Source organism: Chloroflexota bacterium (assembly GCA_034717495.1).
Classification (GTDB): Bacteria; Chloroflexota; Anaerolineae; order JAAEKA01; family JAAEKA01; genus JAYELL01.
In genome coordinates this window covers 1-19041 of sequence record JAYELL010000014.1, presented here as the reverse complement: position 1 = coordinate 19041, position 19041 = coordinate 1, and the positions used below count along the sequence as shown (strand labels likewise).

General features: G+C 58.0%; 15 protein-coding genes and 1 pseudogene. 8 read left to right on the top strand and 8 right to left on the bottom strand.

What is annotated here, in order from left to right; all coding sequences use genetic code 11:
• Positions 1–2 precede the first annotated feature (2 nt).
• On the bottom strand, positions 3–1640 hold the full coding sequence (locus U9R25_03430) for a hypothetical protein (protein MEA3334933.1): 1638 nt from the start codon (positions 1638–1640) through the stop codon (positions 3–5).
• Between the two features lie 195 nt (positions 1641–1835).
• On the opposite strand from U9R25_03430, the gene U9R25_03425 reads away from it, so the two are divergent.
• From U9R25_03425 to U9R25_03415, 3 genes are all read left to right on the top strand, one after another.
• Positions 1836–2942, top strand: coding sequence for a S1 RNA-binding domain-containing protein (locus tag U9R25_03425; GenBank protein ID MEA3334932.1), 1107 nt, complete (start codon positions 1836–1838; stop codon positions 2940–2942).
• A gap of 297 nt (positions 2943–3239) precedes the next feature.
• Positions 3240–5531 carry a DNA translocase FtsK gene (locus tag U9R25_03420; protein MEA3334931.1) on the top strand — a complete coding sequence of 764 codons (2292 nt, stop codon included), beginning with the start codon at positions 3240–3242 and terminating at the stop codon, positions 5529–5531.
• 114 nt (positions 5532–5645) lie between these two features.
• Entirely contained in the window at positions 5646–6173 is a 528-nt protein-coding gene (locus U9R25_03415; protein ID MEA3334930.1) for a zinc ribbon domain-containing protein, read from the top strand.
• Positions 6174–6246: 73 nt separating this feature from the next.
• Here U9R25_03415 and U9R25_03410 read toward each other — a convergent pair whose 3' ends face one another.
• Positions 6247–7005 carry a sulfite exporter TauE/SafE family protein gene (locus tag U9R25_03410; GenBank protein MEA3334929.1) on the bottom strand — a complete coding sequence of 253 codons (759 nt, stop codon included), beginning with the start codon at positions 7003–7005 and terminating at the stop codon, positions 6247–6249.
• A gap of 14 nt (positions 7006–7019) precedes the next feature.
• Complete coding sequence (gene nth / locus U9R25_03405) at positions 7020–7724, bottom strand: endonuclease III (GenBank protein ID MEA3334928.1); 705 nt, start codon at positions 7722–7724, stop codon at positions 7020–7022.
• Between the two features lie 585 nt (positions 7725–8309).
• On the opposite strand from nth, the pseudogene U9R25_03400 reads away from it, so the two are divergent.
• From U9R25_03400 to U9R25_03390, 3 genes and pseudogenes are all read left to right on the top strand, one after another.
• Positions 8310–8598, top strand: a pseudogene (locus U9R25_03400) (type II toxin-antitoxin system RelE/ParE family toxin).
• A gap of 9 nt (positions 8599–8607) precedes the next feature.
• Positions 8608–8967: a HigA family addiction module antitoxin gene (locus U9R25_03395; GenBank protein ID MEA3334927.1), complete on the top strand. Its 360-nt coding sequence runs from the start codon at positions 8608–8610 to the stop codon at positions 8965–8967.
• A 171-nt stretch (positions 8968–9138) separates the two neighbouring features.
• Positions 9139–10080: a class II fructose-bisphosphate aldolase gene (locus U9R25_03390; GenBank protein MEA3334926.1), complete on the top strand. Its 942-nt coding sequence runs from the start codon at positions 9139–9141 to the stop codon at positions 10078–10080.
• Positions 10081–10281: 201 nt separating this feature from the next.
• Here U9R25_03390 and U9R25_03385 read toward each other — a convergent pair whose 3' ends face one another.
• The 5 genes from U9R25_03385 to U9R25_03365 are packed head-to-tail and all read right to left on the bottom strand — an operon-like array spanning position 10282 to position 16209.
• The gene (locus U9R25_03385) at positions 10282–11775 is read right to left on the bottom strand and encodes a mechanosensitive ion channel (GenBank protein MEA3334925.1); all 1494 of its coding nucleotides are present in this window, start codon (positions 11773–11775) and stop codon (positions 10282–10284) included.
• A 15-nt stretch (positions 11776–11790) separates the two neighbouring features.
• Entirely contained in the window at positions 11791–14175 is a 2385-nt protein-coding gene (locus U9R25_03380) for an extracellular solute-binding protein (protein ID MEA3334924.1), read from the bottom strand.
• A 41-nt stretch (positions 14176–14216) separates the two neighbouring features.
• Entirely contained in the window at positions 14217–14969 is a 753-nt protein-coding gene (locus U9R25_03375) for a zinc metallopeptidase (protein MEA3334923.1), read from the bottom strand.
• Between the two features lie 40 nt (positions 14970–15009).
• Positions 15010–15663 (bottom strand): DUF4203 domain-containing protein, encoded by a 654-nt coding sequence (locus U9R25_03370; protein MEA3334922.1) that lies wholly within the window; start codon positions 15661–15663, stop codon positions 15010–15012.
• 33 nt (positions 15664–15696) lie between these two features.
• A complete protein-coding gene (locus tag U9R25_03365; GenBank protein MEA3334921.1) occupies positions 15697–16209 on the bottom strand; it encodes a hypothetical protein in 513 nt (170 codons plus the stop codon).
• Positions 16210–16830: 621 nt separating this feature from the next.
• On the opposite strand from U9R25_03365, the gene U9R25_03360 reads away from it, so the two are divergent.
• Both U9R25_03360 and U9R25_03355 read left to right on the top strand, forming a co-directional pair.
• Positions 16831–18546 carry a SulP family inorganic anion transporter gene (locus tag U9R25_03360; GenBank protein ID MEA3334920.1) on the top strand — a complete coding sequence of 572 codons (1716 nt, stop codon included), beginning with the start codon at positions 16831–16833 and terminating at the stop codon, positions 18544–18546.
• A 33-nt stretch (positions 18547–18579) separates the two neighbouring features.
• The coding region (locus U9R25_03355; GenBank protein MEA3334919.1) for an META domain-containing protein at positions 18580–19041 on the top strand (462 nt) is incomplete at its 3' end.

Genomic DNA, 19041 nt, shown 5'->3' with positions numbered 1-19041 from the left:
TATCAGGGGCGAATGATCAACCATGCGAACAACACCATGAGCATAAGCCATCCGAAGTAGCCTTCTCCTTCAAAAATCACGGTAACGGCGCGCCAGCCACTGTCGACCCAGGTAAGTACCCACTCGATGCCGCGCAGAAGCCACGACAGATCTGTGATTCGAGCCAGGCGGCTGCGCAGGGAAACTGTCATTGGGACACGTGTCAGGCCATATCCCAGGACCAGGCTCAAGATGATCCCAATCAAGCCGGTCACGCCCAGGGCACCCAGGAGATCACCCACCGTCAGCATGGCACCGAAGCTGGCAAAGGAGGCGAGCGATGCCGGAAAGATTCCCCACAGGAGAACCGGTATGGCGGCCAGGCTAAAAGCCGTAAGTGAGCGAATCACGGGCCATTTCAAGGCGATCCCGCCGGCTCCTGGAGCCGGCAGAGCGACCTGGGATGTCTCAGCTGTCCCTTTCTGTCCGATGACCGTCTGGAAAACGGTTGCCAACACCAAGGAATCTCCGACGATCATCAACAGGAAAAGAAGGAGTGACGCGGGAGAGATGAGGGCCCGGGAAGCCAATCCTGCTGTGAGTGGAACACCGGCGAGCGTGGCAGCAGCCAGGGCCGTGGGAACCTGCCAACGCCACAGCGAAAAGCTCGCCTGTCCCACAGCAGTGAGCATGAGGCCCAGTAGTGCTGCTACCATGGCCCAGCCCAGAAGCTCTCTGCCGATGACAGCAGGCGCCAGGGACAGGGTCAGCCACAGCCACGTGGCCCGGCTGGTCGTCAAAAAGGGAAATTGGTCCTGGCCACGGGCGGTCCATGCCGCAGTGCCTGCCAGCAACGTCAGAAGGGCCAGTAGCGGTGGTAGCAGCGGGTTGGAAAACCAGATCGATGCCCCCAGGGTAAACAGCCGTCCCAGCATCCACGCTCCAGTCACCAGGATGATCCCACTGATCAACAATTGGGTGCCCCGGTCCCGTTCGGGGTTGTCAGGCGTGCGCCAGAGATGGAGCGGATAGGCGGTCATTCGAAGGGCGGCGGCCAACAGGATCAGCGCCACGGTCTGTGAAGGCAACGTGGCGGTTACCAGGGAGGCAGTGACAGGCGAGAGGCTCGTGATTCCGATGGCCAGGAAGATAAGCAGGCTACCTCCCGCCACAAGACCTATTGGCGCGGCGCTGCCCATGGGTTTGCCGCCGCGCATGCGAGCGATCAAAAGGATGTCGGTCGCCACCCAGGCTGGTCCGAGGGCCAGAAGATTATCGGACACCACCGTCAGTGCTGCAGACGCCAGCAGCAGCAGGCTGAGGCCGTGAAAAGGTCCGGTGCGCATTCCAGGAAGGCGCCAGGTCAGCAGGATGGCAATGGCACCCGTCAACAGCAGAAGCAATAAGGCGAGGCTGTTCCAGCCATCCAATGCCCACAGGACGTCAAGGGGTGGCAGGACCAGAGGCCGCCACGTAGTTTGCCAGATCAGTGAGCCCACTGCCCGGGTTCGAACCAGCAATACCAGAGATACAAAAAGTGGGCCAAGCCCAGAGAGCGCAAGAGTCGATGACCGTTGGGGTCGAATCAGGACACGCAAAAGCAGGCCCGCTATGCCGAGCAACAGGGCTGGTCCCAAGGGGGAAAGAAGTAGATCGTTCATGGCATGGGGATGCCGGGCGCAGGCCCGACATGACGGTGCTATTCTACCACACGGCCGAAGGAGGTGCCAAGCAAGAAGCTGTTTGACAAGCGTTTCTATCGGCCATATAATTGTGCAATAGTTCTCGACCCTGTCAAAAGCAGGGTTCAACTTATGAGGTTGAGTGTATTGTTGCAGTGGAGCAGGAGAAGAGGTATGGGTTTCCTATCCGACAATGACGACGATGGAACTGTGAGTAACACCGGCGATGATGGATTTCCCCCGGACGGACAAGACGTTCCGCAAGATGATGGTTATTGGGAAGCGTTGCTCAGCGATGGCGAGGTTGCTTCGTTGGATGAACCACCTCCCTGGATGGCGGAAGATGAGCAGTCTGCGGGGATTGCTGCTTCCGGCGACGGAAGCGGTGAAGCCGGGGATGACGGGTACGGATGGGGACGTGCCAGGTCCCTGCTTGCAAGCTGCGATTGTTGCGTTCTCAAGGTAACTGGCTATAACCGTGGTGGCCTGTTGGTCGAATTCGGCGTGATCACCGGCTTCGTACCCAGCTCTCATTTACTCGATTTCCCCATCTATGCCGATTCCCTGGAACGGGAAGATGCGCTGACAGAGCGAGTGGGCCAGACATTGACCTTGCAGGTCATTGAGCTTGATCAGCCGAAGGACCGGCTCATTCTCTCAGAGCGGGCCGCAATCCAGGGTCAGCGATGCGAAGAAGTTTTTTCCAGACTCACGGCCGGCGACGTGGTCAGCGGTCGCGTCAGCAACCTGCGGCGCTTCGGCGCCTTTGTTGATCTCGGTGGATTTGAAGGATTGGTCCACATCTCGGAGATGTCGTGGGGACGGGTGAATTATCCCGGTGATGTGGTGAGCCCTGGCGACGAGGTGCAGGTCTACGTGCTTGATGTGAATCCCGCTGAACGCAAGATTCAGTTGAGTCTCAAACAGCTTCAATCCGATCCCTGGCAACAGGTTGCCGGGCACTACCATGTTGGCGAGATTATCGAGGGTGACGTTACGAATGTGGTGAGCTTTGGCGCATTCGCCAGGTTGGAAGAGGGAATCGAAGGTCTGATCCACATCTCTGAGCTGGCTGAAGGTACTTTTCTCCATCCCCGCAACGTGGTGCAGGAAGGCCAGCGAGTTCGTGTCCGGGTGCTCAACGTGGACCCAGTGAACAGGCGCATCGGTCTGAGCCTTCGCCAGGTGCGCACAAACCATGCAGATCATGCCATCGAAGATCATGACCATGATGACACTGCGAACGTGTTGGTGGAGGTGGCCAGCGACGGTCCCTATTGAGGCGCTTTCTGCGTCATTTCAGCAATCCGAAGACTTGCTGTGCCCCATGGTCCCGAGTATCTCAGGTCTGGTGTCAAGCAGCGGTGCCTGTTCAGGGTCCTGGAACCCTGTCAATCCTGGGGCACCGCTGTTGTACGTCTGGGAAACTGTAAAAAAAGTCTTGTCCATGGGCTTGTTGGGTCTTCAAAGTGTGCTTGGCGGCATCAGGCGGGTTTCCAGGCCTGAATTGCAGCTTTCGAGCGGCCTGGGAAGACCTTCGACCCCTTTTCAAACAGCTACGAAGGACTTGGTTGCCTCATGAGCAAAAAACCAGCCCGTGGCTCCTCGAAAGCTCGCAAGGGAGGGAAGTCAAAGCCTTCCCAACGGGGTGGCTCCTGGAGAGAAGCGCTGGTCGCCAACTCGGAGGTTATCACGCTGATCCTGCTCTTGGTCGGCGGGTTACTGCTTGTTGATTTTTTTACCAGGCAAGAGGACAGCGTCGGGATTGTCAGTAAGGGCTTTGGTTGGGCGGCCTTGCCGGCCTTGCTGGCTTTGATGCTGGCCAGCCTGGGGGTGCTGATCCGGCAGACGACCGACCGGCTGAACGCGGGCCACCGGATTCCCTGGCGCGCCATGGCGGAAGTGTTTGTCGGCCTGCTGTTGCTTCTGCTGGCTGCCATCGGGTTGAGCCATCTATGGGCCGATTCCGCCGACCCATGGGAATACGCCAAGGCAGGTCAGGGGGGGGGAGTGGTGGGCTGGCTGGCAGGTTCACTGCCGGCGTCTCTGTTGGGTGATCTGATTACCACGCTGTTGCTGGTTATCCTGGCAGGCCTTGGTGTGTGGATAATCATGCGGCCTCTGGGTGTTCCTGCGCTGGACCCCAGGTCTGCCGTCACCGGCCTTCGGGACAGCCTTCGTTCCTTGCTACCCGAACCCCGGGAACAGGAGATCTCCGATGTGGTGGACTCACCGCAACCGGCTGGCTCCTCACCACCGGTCGAGCCGGTGATCCAGGACGACCAGGATTTCCTGGGGCCGTCTATCGCTGTCCAGGAGACAGTCCGCCCCAAGCGCAAACGTCCTCCCCGGAAGACAACCAAACCCCGGCCCATCAAGCCGAAACCTCGTCCCGACTACCTGCCGTCATTGGATCTTCTGGCTGCCGAGTCCCAGTCTGGCCTGAAGGAAACGGACATCGAATACAAAAAACAGATGATCGAGGAAACGTTGGCGAGCTTCAACGTGCCGGTGACCGTGGTCGATGTCAATGTCGGGCCTGCCGTCACCCAGTTTGGGGTGAAACCGGGAGAATATGTCCGTCGCGGAGCTGACGGCGAGGATGTCACGCGTCGGGTGCGTGTCAGCCGCATCAAGTCGCTTTCCAATGATCTGGCCCTGGCCCTGGAGGCGCCCACGCTGCGTATCGAGGCGCCGGTGCCAGGCAAGGGCTATGTGGGGATCGAGGTCCCCAATAGCGCCACGAATCTGGTTGGCTTGCGAGAAGTACTGGAATCCCAATCCTTCTTGCGACTCAAATCACCTCTGGCCTTCGCCGTGGGCCGCGATGTCGCGGGCGAGCCGGTGGCCGCAGATCTGGCGACGATGCCCCACCTTTTGATTGCCGGTGCAACCGGTTCGGGCAAATCGGTCTGTATCAATTCTCTCATTGCCAGCCTGCTGTTCAACAACGGCCCCGATCAACTGCGGCTACTGCTGATAGACCCCAAACGGGTCGAGTTGCTTGTCTACGAAGGTGTGCCCCACCTGCTGGCGCCTGTGGTGACCGACCTGGATCAGATGGTAGGGGCCTTCACCTGGTTGATGCTGCAGATGGATGAACGCTATCGCAACTTCAGCCGGGTTGGCGCGCGCAACCTGGATGAATTCAATCGTAAGGTGAGCCGCAAGAAAAAGCCCAAGGCCTGGCAGGACCTGGACCGCTATCCCTCTCTGGTCCTGGTGATTGACGAACTGGCCGATCTGATGTTAGCTGCACCCGATCGGGTGGAGCGTCAGATCTGCCGCCTGGCGCAGATGGCACGGGCGACTGGCATACATCTGGTCATCTCCACCCAACGACCCAGCGTCGATGTGGTGACCGGACTGATCAAGGCTAACTTTCCTGCCCGAATCGCTTTTTCCGTCACCAGCCAGACCGATAGCCGGGTCATCCTGGATTCGCCTGGCTCGGAGAAGCTTCTGGGAAGTGGCGACATGTTATTCATGCGGCCCGATAGCAGTAAACTGGACCGGGTCCAGGGTTGTTTTGTTTCGGATAAAGAGATCGAGAGGCTGGTGCGCTTCTGGAAGGAGTCGATGCCGGCCGAGGAGTTGGCTGCCAACGTGCCGCGCTATCCCTGGACGGGCCTGATGGCACAGTTGGAGGATCACGATGAACAATACGAGCAGGCCCTAGATGTGATACAGGGTGTGGATAGAGCCAGCATCTCCTGGCTGCAGCGACGGCTTCGGGTAGGCTACAACCGGGCGGCAGAATTGATGGCCAAGTTGGAGGCGGACGGTTACGTGGGACCGGACGAGGGCGCCGGGCGGGGACGCGAGGTGCTGTTGGCCAGTGATGATGACGAGCAGGCAATGTGGGGGTAGCACAGCAGCCGGTGCGCTGTCCAGGGAGGAGAAGCAATTGCCCTTTGACATGCCTTGCAGTATAATTGCCCGGCTCAACAGCAAAAGAAAAAAGGCTAAGAGGTTGTTTTTTGTATGGATATTGAACTTTCCAATGCTATAGGCACTGTGTTACAGGGGGTGGTTGCCCTGTGTGGCGCCTTTTTGCTGGCCTTCTGGCTGGCCATGGTGATCTGGGCCTGGCGAGACATTCGATCCCGTTCCCGCGATATCTTCGCTGCCATTCTGGCGGTGGTGCTGGTAGCAGTTTTCCCGATAGTCGGTCTGCTTCTCTACCTGCTGTTGCGGCCCAAGGAGACACTGGCCGAGGCCTACGATCGCGCGCTGGAAGAAGAGGCGTTGCTGCGCAGCATCGAAGAGCAGGTTGTTTGTCCCAACTGTCAGCGTGTGGTGGAGGATGATTGGCGCTTCTGCGCGTACTGCCATACCGGGATCAAAAAGCAATGCCCCACTTGCGGAAAGCTGCTCGAATTGGGATGGGAGATGTGCCCCTATTGTGGAAATGCTGCGTCGGTGCCTCTGTTGCACAGCCAGGAAACATCGGTTGTCTCCCAGGATGGTCCGGAAATACCGGTCGAGGACCTGCCGGTTGTCGAGTCCTGATCCCCGCCTGTTGGCATCGTTGACGTTGATCACTCCTCCTTCTCAGGGAAGGGGAGTTTTTTTGTAGGGAACTCTAAAAGGGGGTCAAGCCCAGGAGTTGGGCCGCCGCCACGGCGACGACCACGATCAGCAAGCGGCGAACCCACACGGCGCCCTTCTCTACCGCAAAAGTAGCCCCCAGCCAGCCTCCGATCATTTGGCCGACCGCCATCAACAGTCCCAGGGACCAGACGACCTGGTCGTTAGCTACAAATACAGCCAGGGCGGCCACGGTGAAGATCATGATGATCAGGCTCTTGACTGCGTTGGCTCGCACCAGGTCGTAACCGACGCCCAAAACCAGTCCGGCCAACAGGAAAATGCCCACCCCGGCCTGAATGAACCCGCCGTAAACGCCGATCGCAAAGAACAACAGGATTTCCTTGATGCCCGGGCGGCGGAAGAGCAACTCGCTACTGCCCTCGAGCCAGCGGTTGGGCCGAACGATGATGATCATCAACATGATCACCATGACCACGCCGATGACCGTTTGCATCATTTCCTCGTCGATATCGACGGCGATACGTGCGCCCAGGATGGAACCGAAGGTGGCCGGGATGGCCAGAATCAGCCCGGCACGCCAGTCCAGCACACCCTTCCTGTGGAAACTGGTCGAGCTGACCATGGTCTGAAAAAGCACACCGATGCGATTGGTGCCGTTGGCGACCGTTGGGGGCAGGCCCAGGAAGATCAGGAAGGGCAGCGTGATCAAGGAACCACTGCCGGCCAGGGTATTGATGAAGCCAGCCAGGGTGCCGGCCAAAATGGCGAGAAGATAGAGGTACCAGGCCATGGGAGTGATGGACGTTATGGTGCCGGCCGGTTGGTTGATGGATCAACGTACCAGTTGCAGAGGTCCTTCAGCACACAGTCTGCGCAGCGGGGACGGCGCGCGTGGCAGATCTGGCGTCCGTGGCGGATAAGGTTAAGGTGCAGGGCATGGAACCAGTCTCCGGGTACCAACGATTCCCAGGTGGCCTTGATGCGAGCTGGATCGTCCTTTGGCCCCGAGATTGCCAGTCGTTGACTGACGCGCCTGACGTGGGTATCGACGGGAAAGGCTGGCTGGTTGAAGCAAAATAGCAGCACGATCGAGGCGGTTTTGTGCCCGACGCCGTCGAGGCTGGTCAGCCATGCCAGACCCTGCTCCACGGGCAGGTCGGCCAGAAAACCGATATCAAACTCTCCCCGCTGCTCCTGAATGCGGCGCAGAGCAGCCTGAATGCGGGGCGCCTTGGTGGGCGCCAGGCCACCCGGTCGAATCGTTTCGGTCAACTCCTCCAGCGGGGCGTCCATGACGGCTTGCCAGTCCGGGTAGGCTTGCTTCAGGCGGTGGAAAGCCCGCCCGCTGTTGACATCTGATGTGTTGGCGCTCAGCATGGTCAGCACCAGTTCATCCATCGGTTCGTAGTCGGCGCGCCAGTCCGGGACACCATATTCTGCCAACAGCAATCGGTGGACTGCGCTGGCCTTCTGTACAAGCCTGGGATCAGGAGGGTTGGAATCGGACATCGCGCCATGCCTCGGGGTGGCTGCCTTGATTGGACAAATACCGCTGCATTCTACCCCATGGATGTTGAGCCGTCAATCAGAGGTTCTGTTCCGAGACTGTTTGACGTTAGCCGGCGGGGATGAATCTGGTTTCGTTGCCTCGATTCTACTTACCTACCAATCTGAAACAGTCTCCGATCGCCAACTTTGCGTTGACATCTGCCATCTCAGATGCTACAAAATTTATTTTCGATGTGACCACCAGAGGTCACCGGATCCCTGCCTACGGGTTCGTTTGCCGTAGGTCCAAATAGCGGCTCTAAGCCGCATAACCCAGCTTAGTTCAACCCTGTAGTGAGCGAAGTCGAATCTGAAAAGTTTATGTGGCGGCTCCCGGCCCGATGGCTCTACAGCCGCAGCCAACACTGACCTAACGATGTCGATCGTCGCTTTTTGTGCCCTGCGCCACATGAAACTCTTATCCCGTTTAGCCGGACGCCGCTCATCCGCTGCTCAGTTAGACCGGCATCACAGCAACCCATGCTATGTCCGTTCAACGCCTCATCGGGTTTGACAGTAATAACGGGTGGCGTTATTATATGAGGGATGATACGGAGCTTTGCATCCAGAGAAGCCGGGAAGGTCTTCCACCGCCGGTTCTCTCGTAGACTGCCACCCAACATTCAGCGAGCGGCCAGGCGAAAGCTGGAGATCCTTGACGCAGCAGAGGTGCTGCAAGACCTGCGGGTTCCACCGTCAAACCGGCTGGAGAAGCTGGTTGGTGATCGCGCTCATCAACATAGCATTCGGATTAACAATCAGTGGCGTATCTGTTTCACCTGGCGCAACGGCGATGCCTATTGCCTATGATGTAGAGATCGCGGATTATCACTAGGAGAGCACTATGACTGAACGAGAGCAATTGTTGCCACCAATCCATCCCGGGGAGATTCTGTTGGAGGAGTTCTTGAAGCCCATGGGGATCAGTCAATACCGCTTGGCGAAAGATATCAGCGTACCGCCCCGTCGGATTAATGAGATTGTTCAGGGCAAGCGGGGCATTACACCCGATACTGCGCTGAGGTTGTCGCGCTACTTTGGGCTATCGGAGCGCTTTTGGATCAATCTTCAAACGCGCTATGACCTTGAAGTGGAGAAGGATAGGTTGTGGGATCGGCTGGAGAAGGAAGTGCGCGTTCATGCGGCGGCTGCCCAACACGGGCTGGAGCCGACCGGGGATGCGGCGCAAAATCAATTCGGGTAGGGCTTGCCCCGGCGCCTCAGCTCGAAGCCGTTAAGCGCGTGCGAGCTGCTTGGCATGAGAGTCGCGCGGTGCACCCCGGGAGAGCTGCTTCATCGATGGGCCTCGGCATGACCTTGAAATGGCCTTGATCGCGTCGAACATCTCACAAGCTAAAGGAAGGATAACATTTGCATGTCACCAAACTCTGCAGAATTGATGAAAAATGCCGGCCGCGCAGGTCTGGCAATCCCGGCTTTCAACATTCCCTATCTCCCGATGATGGCCCCTGTGATTCAGGCAATGATCGACGAAGACGCCTTCGGCTTGATCGAGACAGCTCGTCCCGAATGGTACAAGTTTGAGGCCAGGAGTGCCGCCGCCATCGCTGAAGAATTCGCCAAATATGAGAATCCAGACTTCGTGCGGCTTCATCTGGACCATGTGCCGGTGATCGACGAAGACAACCTGGAGGTAGATTATCTGCCCGTTATCCGGGACGCTATCGACCTCGGCTATCAATCGGTGATGATCGACGGTTCGCGACTGGATCTGGATGCCAATATTGCCGCTACCCGGCAGGTGGCCGAGCTGGCCCACCAGGCGGGGATTCCCTGTGAAGCCGAATTGGGTTCGGTACTCGGTCATGAGGATGGTCCGCCGCTGCCCTATGAAGAGATTTTTGCTTCGGGCCGGGGTTTCACCGATGTGGAGGAGGCGCGGCGGTTCGTGCAGGAAAGTGGCTGCGACTGGCTTTCAGTGGCGGTGGGAAGTGTCCATGGGGCGATCAGCGGCGTCATGAAGGATCAAAAAAAGGTCGAGGCCAGGCTGAACATCGAGCATTTGCAGGCGATCCGCGACGCTACGGATGTGCCATTGGTTCTGCATGGCGGCTCGGGTGTGCAACGCCCCTACCTGCTGGAGGCGATTCGCCATGGCATGACCAAGGTGAATATCGGCACCGAGATCCGTCAGGCCTACGAACAGTCCTACCGTCAATCTGAGGACGTTGGCGAGGCTCAGGAGGCTACCTACGAGCGCACTCGCTGGCTACTGCGCGACTATTTCAACCTGACAGGTACCCGCGACCAGGTATTTGGCGCGGCGAAGGTAGCTGAACGTCTGCCTGGCAAGTAGTGAATCACGGTCGAAGACCTGACAAAAGCGATAACAGATAGAGACCAGGGGTTTGAAGCCGGCCACACGAGCGGCGAAGGTGCTGGCAAGCAGGGAAACCGCTTTCCCCGCGGCGACGGGCATCCATGGGGTGGCGATGATGATGGACTCCCGCCTAACTCACACCTCTCGGTGGCCTTGCTAGGTAAGCGGGCATTGCCATCATGCGGGCGATCGGTTCTGGCCTGCTTCGGTGGCGGGCGCTTCGATTTCCAGACCAGGCAGGGAGGTTCGCAGATGCAGGTCCCGCTGGGGGAAGGGGATCTCGATGCCGTTTTCCTTGAGGGCATCCCAGATCTCCAGGCGCAGGGCACCGGCTACCTTGGCCCGGAACATGGCGTCCTCGACCCAGGCCAGCACGATGAAATCGATGCTCGACTCGCCGAATCCCACCAGCGGTGCTATCGGTTCGGGAATGGACAGCACCTCCGGATTCGACTTGGCTGTCTCGATCAGTAGCTCCTGAACGAAGTGTGGATCCGCATCGCGGCTCACGCTCACGGGCACGCGCGTGCGTACGCGCCGTTCGTTGCGAGTAAAGGTTGTAACTGTCGAATTTAGCCAGTCCTGGTTGGGCACGATGTATTCCACGTTGTCAAAGGTGCGCACAATGGTTGAGCGGATGCTCAGTTTATCCACCTGGCCCTCGGTGCCTGCGATGGCTACCCAGTCGCCAGGGCGCACGGAGCCCTCAAAGAGCACGATGAGGCCGCCCAGAAAGTTTTTGATCACATCCTGCAACGCGAAGCCGACGCCGATGGCGAGACCACCTGTCGCGGCGGCTATGGTCGCTGGGTTAAGCTGGAGGATCTGAAAAACGCCAAAGAGGCCTATCGCAACCAGGCCATACTGGACCATGGTCATGGATGCCTCAATGGAACCGGGGTTGGCACTCTCCCGCCGGACCAGGAAAGCTTTCAAAATATCCTTGAACAGACTCACGCCCATGATCCAGACATAGAAGCCGAACGTTGCCAGAAAGAGAGATCCCAGCGTCAAGGTGGCTCCTTCAAAGGGGAAGAGGGAGGTGCTGGCCAGTGTTTCCAGATCGAACACCGTTCCAAGAATGGAAATCGTTATAATAACCACGACCAGGGGCGCGAAAAGTCGCCTCTGATAATACTCAACCCGCACCGGGTCGGCGACCATATAAACCAGGCCGAGGATCAATCGATAGATGAAGAAAACCCCCAGCATTTGCAGCATGTCGGCCAGGATTCCGCTGTACCACCCCTGGCGCTGGGCAATCACATACACAGCATAGACAAAGATTATGGCGAGAAGGGGGAAGAGGATCTGTCTGAAAAGCAACGTGATAGGATGTCGAAGGCCCAGGCGGCGGCGCAGTTCCCGTTGGATATCCTGCTCGTCCAACTCCGACTCGGGCGAGTCGATGAGCTCACCTTCGGGTAAATCCTCGACGTCAACATCCAGATTAGCCAGATATTCGGCCAGTATCTCTTCGCGCAGTGTCTCTACCCTGGCCTCATTACGATCGTTTACGATGCGGCGGATGCCGCGGGCCACAAACCAGGCCAGCGCAATAGCGCCAATGCCTGCGATTAGCTGGAACTGCACCGCAGGTCGGCCCAGTAGTTTGACGATAGTTTGCCAGAGGTCAGTCAGGATTTCAAAACCGAAGGAGGTGCTGTCCATGGTCCAATACCTTATCTATTCTACACCGTTGGCCGCGTGTACCGCATCCACAAACTCGGCAACAGCTGTCTCCGGATCGGCTCCCTCTTGCAGCACGGCCCGATATAACTCATCCCCCAGGGCTTCCATGGTTGCGTAGGCCGAGTTCTCGATGACCATCGCCGCCATGGTGGCCTGTTCGCGGAAGCCATTGATATGGGGGTATTCATGAAGACCCAGAGTGACGGTTGCGGGGACGTGGCTGCCTGTCTCAAGGAGTAGCAGCTGGTTTGCCGGTAAGTTCAGAAACTGGGCAAAAGCGATGGATGCAGCCGTGGTCGTCTCGTCAGCTTGAGCGTTGATCATAGCACCCTGTACCCGGAGCATAGGGCTACCCGCTGCAACCGGACCATTGGGCAGGGGAATCACGCTGAAGCCATTCTCACCCAGGGCGGAACGGATCAGGGGCAACGACGACGGGCTGGCTACCAGGTAGCTTGCCGTTTCGTTCAAAAATGCCAGATCGCCCTCGTTTGGATCGAAAAGTAAATCCATCCCCGGTTTTTTATCAGCCGATTGCAGCCAGGAAAGCCATTCAACCAGGCCGGTTGTATCCAGCACCTCGCCGGAATAGCTGTCGAAATCGAATCCACCAAAGGGATCCATGCCCCAATATCCCCAATAAAAGCCAACCGGTAGCGCCCACCGTTCGTCGGCGCTTACATCATGTACCAGTTGGTCAAGATCGACTGGCGGGTCACTGACATGCCCGGTATTGTAATAGAGTGCTGCAACTGAAAGGGACTCGGGAATCCCGTAAAGGCGGCCGTCATAGCGCATCACCAGCACAGTTTTGGGCTGATATTGCTGAAGCTCGCCGGGCGCCACCTCCTCGCTGATATCCTTGAGCAAGCCCTGATCGGCCAATCGCGGCAACCAGCGGCTCGAAGCGAAGAGGAGATCAGGGCCACTGCCTGCTTCGGCCTCGCTTACAAATCGCTCGACCAGGTCCGGGCCCTCGAAGCGGTCGATCTCGACGGCCGCGCCCTGGCAGGTTGTTTCGAAGTCTTTGACGATCTGTTCGAAGACGCGGGCCTTCTCTGCGTTGAGCGCGTGCCAGATGGTGATCGTTTCGGGCGTTGGTGGGCAAAGCTCCTCTGGCGCAATCGTTCTCTCAGGAAGGCCATATACCTCGTAGAATCCCTGGAGCGAATCTTCAATCATCTCATTGGGCGTCATGACTCCTTCAATGACCAGCCGGAAGTTGTCGAAAAATCCCAGGGCACCCGCTTTGAGATCTTGCCAGATGCCACGATTATCGAACCCCACCGAGCGGGAAGAATGGGATTGGCGGGCCACCACGATGGTGTGTTCCGGCATGCTGGGCGACAGCCGTACCTGGTTATTGGTCGGTAAACGCCCAATATCGAGCATGGCCAGGTTGGATTGTTCGTTCGAACTGGTTAAATAGTCTGTCATATGCCGCGCCAGGGCCGATTCAGTTGGGCTGGAGACCTTGCTGAAGACAAAGGAATCGGTTTTAAGCAGTGGTTGCGCCGCGCTGCCATTGGGACCGGCAGGAAGCAGGGCCACCCCTACCTTGTCCTCACCCATCGCGTGTTGCAGATCACTCAGGTAACTGGAGTCGGCGACGTAGTAGGCAACCTTCCCGTCGACGAATGAATTGAATAACCGTTCACCATCGTTGCTGAGAAGAAAGCCCCCCCTGGTTCGGGCCTGTTGCAGGGCAGCCATCCAGTTGGCAAAGCCACCATGGCCCAACGCGATTCGGTTTTCGTCGTCGATGAGAAGACCATCGTATGCCGCGATGCCCCAAAAAGCCTCGGCGAAATCGGTGTTGATGGCTGCCATCTCGCCGTTGGCCGCCCGCCTGAGAAACTCAAGCAAGTTGTCTGGCGGAGAATCGACCAGGTCGCGGTTGTAGAAGAGGACCTGGGTGTGGGAGGAAAAGGGCAGGCCGTAGGTGTGGCTGTCATTGGCGACCATCGCCAGGGAAGTGGAAAAGTATTGGGAGAAGTCCAGGTCTTCGTAGGCGTTCAGGTCCTGGATCAGCCCCGCCTGGGCCATATCGTAGACCAGTGGCGCATCCACCAGCAGCAGATCAGGGCCCAGACCGCTGGCACTTTGATCCGCGAAGGTATCGAAGATCCGATCCTCATCCATCGCAATGCTAATGACTTCGACTTCGGGGTTAAGGGTTTTGTAGGCCTCGATCATCTGGTCGAGAACCTGAACCTCCTCGCCCGTCCAGGTATGCCAGAGCAGGACACGCCCGCGCAGGCCTGTGTCCTGTTCGCGACCGACTGCTGGTACATCCGGAAGATCTGGTAGATCGGTACACGCTGCCGGCAGGAGCGTGACCAGCAACGCAAGACTGATTAGTCGTAAAATTCTTGGCATACCCTCTGATCCTCTCGACCCAAGGCCTGGCGACGACATCGTTAACGCCGGGCGCGGCTTGTTTGCTGGCGGGCCTCTTTTTTGGCCTCCTGTGCCTTGTCCCTGTCGATTTCCTGATGAATGCCCCGGAAATAGTAAACGAACTGCAGCACCGAGGTGATAAAGGCGGCCACGTAGGTCAATGCTGCGGCGGTCAGGACCTTGCGCGCGCCTGCTGCCTCCTCCTCAGAGCCGAAGAGATTGTCCTCGCGCAGCATGGTCAATCCCCGCTTGCTGGCATCGAACTCCACCGGCAGAGTCAGCAGCGAAAAGAGTACTGTCAGACCAAAGAAGATGATCGCCACCCAGAGCAGGTTGGTCATATTGAACAGCAGGCCCAGCAGGGCGCTGATGTACATGATCGTGGGGCTGAACATGACCGCCGGTAACAGAAAGCTGCGGGCCTTGATCAGGGAGGAGCCGGTCTGGTATTGCTGGACGTGACCAAACTCGTGGGCGGTAACAGCCATGGCGGACACCGAATCGGCATCGCCGACCGGCGGCGACAGCCTGACCACGTTCTCCTTCGGATCGTAATGATCACCAAGGGGCTGTTTGGTGCGTTCCACAGGGATTGGCTCCAGGGGCGTTTCTTCGATGAGCACGTCAGCCACCTCGCGGCCGGTGAGATTGGCAGCGTTTTCCACCTTGCTCCATTTGCTGAAGGTGCGTTTTAGATAGATCTGCACACCCAACGAAAGCAAGATCGTCGGGATGAAAATATACCAGAAATAGTTAGGATCGAACCAGAACATTTAATACCTCCATAACCTTCATCTTCAGGGTTATCTACGATCAACCAGGCGTGCCCCAGCCACTTTCGTAGTCGTCGACTGTAAAGACATAGGCCCGGTTGCTGCGAATCTGATAGACAATACCGGCAATGGCGATGGCGATCCAGACCGCCAACCACAGCCAACTATCTTGAAGCACAGGGCTGATGGCATTGCCGGCCCCCTGAACCTGGTCGGCGGAGACCCGGCCAAAAAGCAGCAATGGTGCCAATACGATGGCATTGGCGCCGGCCAGGGCGGTCAGAGCGATGACGACGTACTTCTGAATGTTGAAGACATAGACCAGCAGTGCCACGATCACCGCGACGGCAACGCCTGCCAACACAACCAGCAGGGTGGCATCAACACCGATGGCCTGCATGAATCCTGCGCCGAGCCCGTAGCCGATGGCGGCCGCTATCAGGCCAATGGCTGCGGCATAAAACAGATAAGAGAGGAGAGCGAAGATCACGCCAGCCACCAATCCCACGACGAGACCGGTGACACCAGCGAAGAAGCCGTTGCCGAAGATCAGGGAGATGGCGTGGGCACCCAACCAGAGACCGGCAAAGAAGCCGAAGATGGGCAATAGTACCAGAAAAGCGCGATAGCCCCAGAGCAATAGAACAATGCCTATGCCCAGAGCAAACAGGGACAAAAAGAGCGTTTGTATCATGGTTTCCTCCAATCCTAACTTGCCAGCCCGTTGTTATTCGTGTTGATCCTGAACCGTGACCAAAGCGCCACTCTTTGCCAGTCTGGCTGCCAGGTCAGCAGTCTGGTCGGACTCGACGACCATAACGACGGCAGCGGCACCGGGATCGAGGGTCTCACCGATAGCCTCTACGCTTCGGTTCGGCAGGATGACGGTACGTGCCTGCCGAACGGTGGAGATCAAGGCTGACCCGGCAAGGCCTGCCATTTTCCTGCCACCACCGATCAGGATGAGCGTACCATCGATGGCGGTTTCCAGCAGCAAGCCGGCGCTGCTGAGTCCCACATTGAACGCGATACCGGCGGTGTCGCGAGCCAGTTCACCCAGGCTCATCAGGTAGGCATCCTGGATATGGGTTTCACCGAAGAGGTCCCGGGACACCACGGCAGCGTCCTGGACCTGGATCTGTTCGGGATCATCTGTCCGATTCAGCGTGCGCCAGGCCCGCTTGGCCTGGCTGGGACTCTCGTATGTAGCGACAATGACCTGGGACGGTTTTTCAGCCAACTTCTTTATCCTTTCTGTTCGTGATCTCAGGGAAAGTACAGCATTGCGCGACTATCTATTCTACCCGATTTTGTCCTTTCGGTACAGAAGAGTTGTACGCCATCTTGCCTGTGACTAACCCTACAACGAGACTTCGGTCGGTAGCTCCCGCAGCGGTTGCTACCGTAGCTCACGCAGCGGTTGCTACCGTAGCTCACGCAGCGGTTGCTACTGCCCAGCTTCCTGAAGGTGTTGCTGTACGTCTGGAGCGATGAGATCTTCCACTCGTCGATGAGGATGTGACCATCCAGCCAGACTCGGACACCGTGGCGTAGAAGGTGTAGTCGCCCGATTCAAGGGGGAAGCTGCCTGTCCAGCGGACCGAGAAGTTGGTCCCTGGGATGCCGGCGAATATATCCTGGAACGTGTTAAATCGAACTCAGAGGACTTGGCCGGCAATCTGGGACCCGGTTATCAACGCTGGTCGCTGATCATTGTATCAGGATGACGGTCTGGTGGCAAACTTGGTGTATGATCGGGCAGCGTGGATGGTCAGAGCGAACACCGGCGTGATCATTGTCGAATCGGCGAAAATCAGGTATGATCTGGACCGAGGAAACACCTGAGCAAGGATATGCGCACATGGCAAAACTGGATTTCCAAGCGAAGAACCTGACGGCCGACCTGACCTCGGCGGCTGTATCGGGGCTCATCGCTATCCCCGATGCTATCGCCTCGGCCCTGCTGGCCGGCGTGAGTCCGACGTACGCCTTCAATGCCTTGATGACGGGTACGCCCATCGGGTCGCTCTTCACCGGCTCTCAGTTCATTAACATCGGCCTCACCAGCGCCATGATGCTGGCTGTGGCCGATGTATTGGCAGGCATGGACGCCGGGGATACACTCACGGCTCTCTTCACCCTGACTCTCTTCATAGGGGTGTTCCAGTTGATCCTGGGCCTGCTCAAAATGGGCAGATTCACGCGCTTTATCTCCAATACCGTGATGGTTGGCTTCCTGACCGGCGTCGCTGTAGTGGTCATTCTCGGACAGTTAGGCGACCTGACCGGCTACAAGAGCGGGGCTGGAAGGACAGTGACCAAGGCGATCGATACGCTACTGCATCCCGGCCAATGGAACCTGCCATCGCTGGCGATCGGGCTGGCGACCATCATTCTCATTCTTCTGTTCAACCGCACTCGCCTCAGGACCTTCTCGGTGGCCCTCGGGATGATCATCACCTCCGTGGTTGTCATCCTGGGCAGTGCGGCGGGGCTGCCTGGCCTGGACTCGGTGGCACTGATCGGCGATACCAATCAGATCAGTGGCTCGATCCCGATGCCCACGCTGCCCGACCTGTCGTTGATACCCAGCCTGGCACTTTCGGCGGTCGCCATCGGCCTGATCGGCCTTATTCAGGGATCGGGCGTCAGCCAGGGGGTCCCCAATCCGGATGGCGAATATCCCGACGCGTCCAGGGACTTCCTGGGCCAGGGGATTGCTAACATCGTCTCGGGCAGCTTTCAGGGCCTTCCCCTGGGTGGTTCGGTGGGTGGAACCGGCATTGTGATGAGCACGGGAGCAAAATCCCGCTGGGCCAATGTCTTCCTGGGCCTGTTTGTGGGCATCTTCGTATTGCTTTTTTCCGGCCTCGTGGAGGCGGTTGCCATGCCTGCTGTCGCCGGTGTCCTGATAGTGGTTGGATTCGGGATCATCAATCGAGAGAGCATCGCCGATGTCTGGGATGTGCATGTTTCCAAGCGGGTTATTATGTTGGTAACCTTTTTTGCCACGCTGATCCTGCCCGTTCAGCAGGCAATTCTATTAGGGGTTTTTCTTTCACTGATCGATTACATCTACAGTTCTTCTGCCCATGTCAACCTGATCGCCTTACGGCCCCTGGACTCGGGCACCTTCAGGGAAGAGACTGCCCCGGCCATATTGCCCGATGACAGCGTCACGGTCCTGCAAGCGCGAGGCAGTACCTATTTTGCCGCTGCTCGCACGATCCAGGATTTGTTGCCCGAGGCAAAAGAGTCGCAACAAGCGGTTGTCATCATGCGCATGCGGGGCATCGACCAGATTGGCACCACCTTTATCTCTGTCATGGAACGGTATGCCGCCGAATTGAGAGCCAATGGCGGTAGACTGATGCTGTCCGGCGTGGGTGAGAAGGTGAAGGCACAATTGCTGCGCACCGAAACGACAGACTCGATCCCTGAAGATGGCATTTTCATGGCAACGGAAGTCCTGGGCGATTCTACCAGGGCAGCCATGGCAGCGGGCGAGATGTGGCTGGCAACCGAGCACAATGGACCGGACAGCATCTCCAGGGAAGAGGTCGAAGGCGTTGCATGAGTCCTGGACATTCAAGGAACACGAGGGATTGACATGAACTACGCGTGGAAACGGAACATCGTCGGGGCCTTGGTCCCAATCCTGCTTCTTCTTCTGTTGGTCACTGCCTGCGGAGCGCCCCCACCGTCGGATCCAGTGCTGGTGGGCTCTACCTGGCTGGTCAGCGCCTATCAAAATGACGATGGCGAGCTTGTCAGTGTCATACCACCGTCGATCACCACGGCCCAGTTCCGTGAGGGTGGTGAGTTGCTTGGCACGGCGGTTTGCGGCCTCTATTCAGCAGCCTACCAATCGGACGATACGGCTCTCACGATCGGTAGCATCGAGGTGGTACCCACCGGCGAGCAAAGCTGTCCTGAAAACGCCATCAAGCAGGACCGTATGCTATTGACCGCACTGACCCTGGCTGCCACCTACGAGATCAGCGGCCAGATCATGGTAATCTATGGGGCAGATGGAAATCCTGTCGCCAATCTGAAGCATAAACCGGTGGAG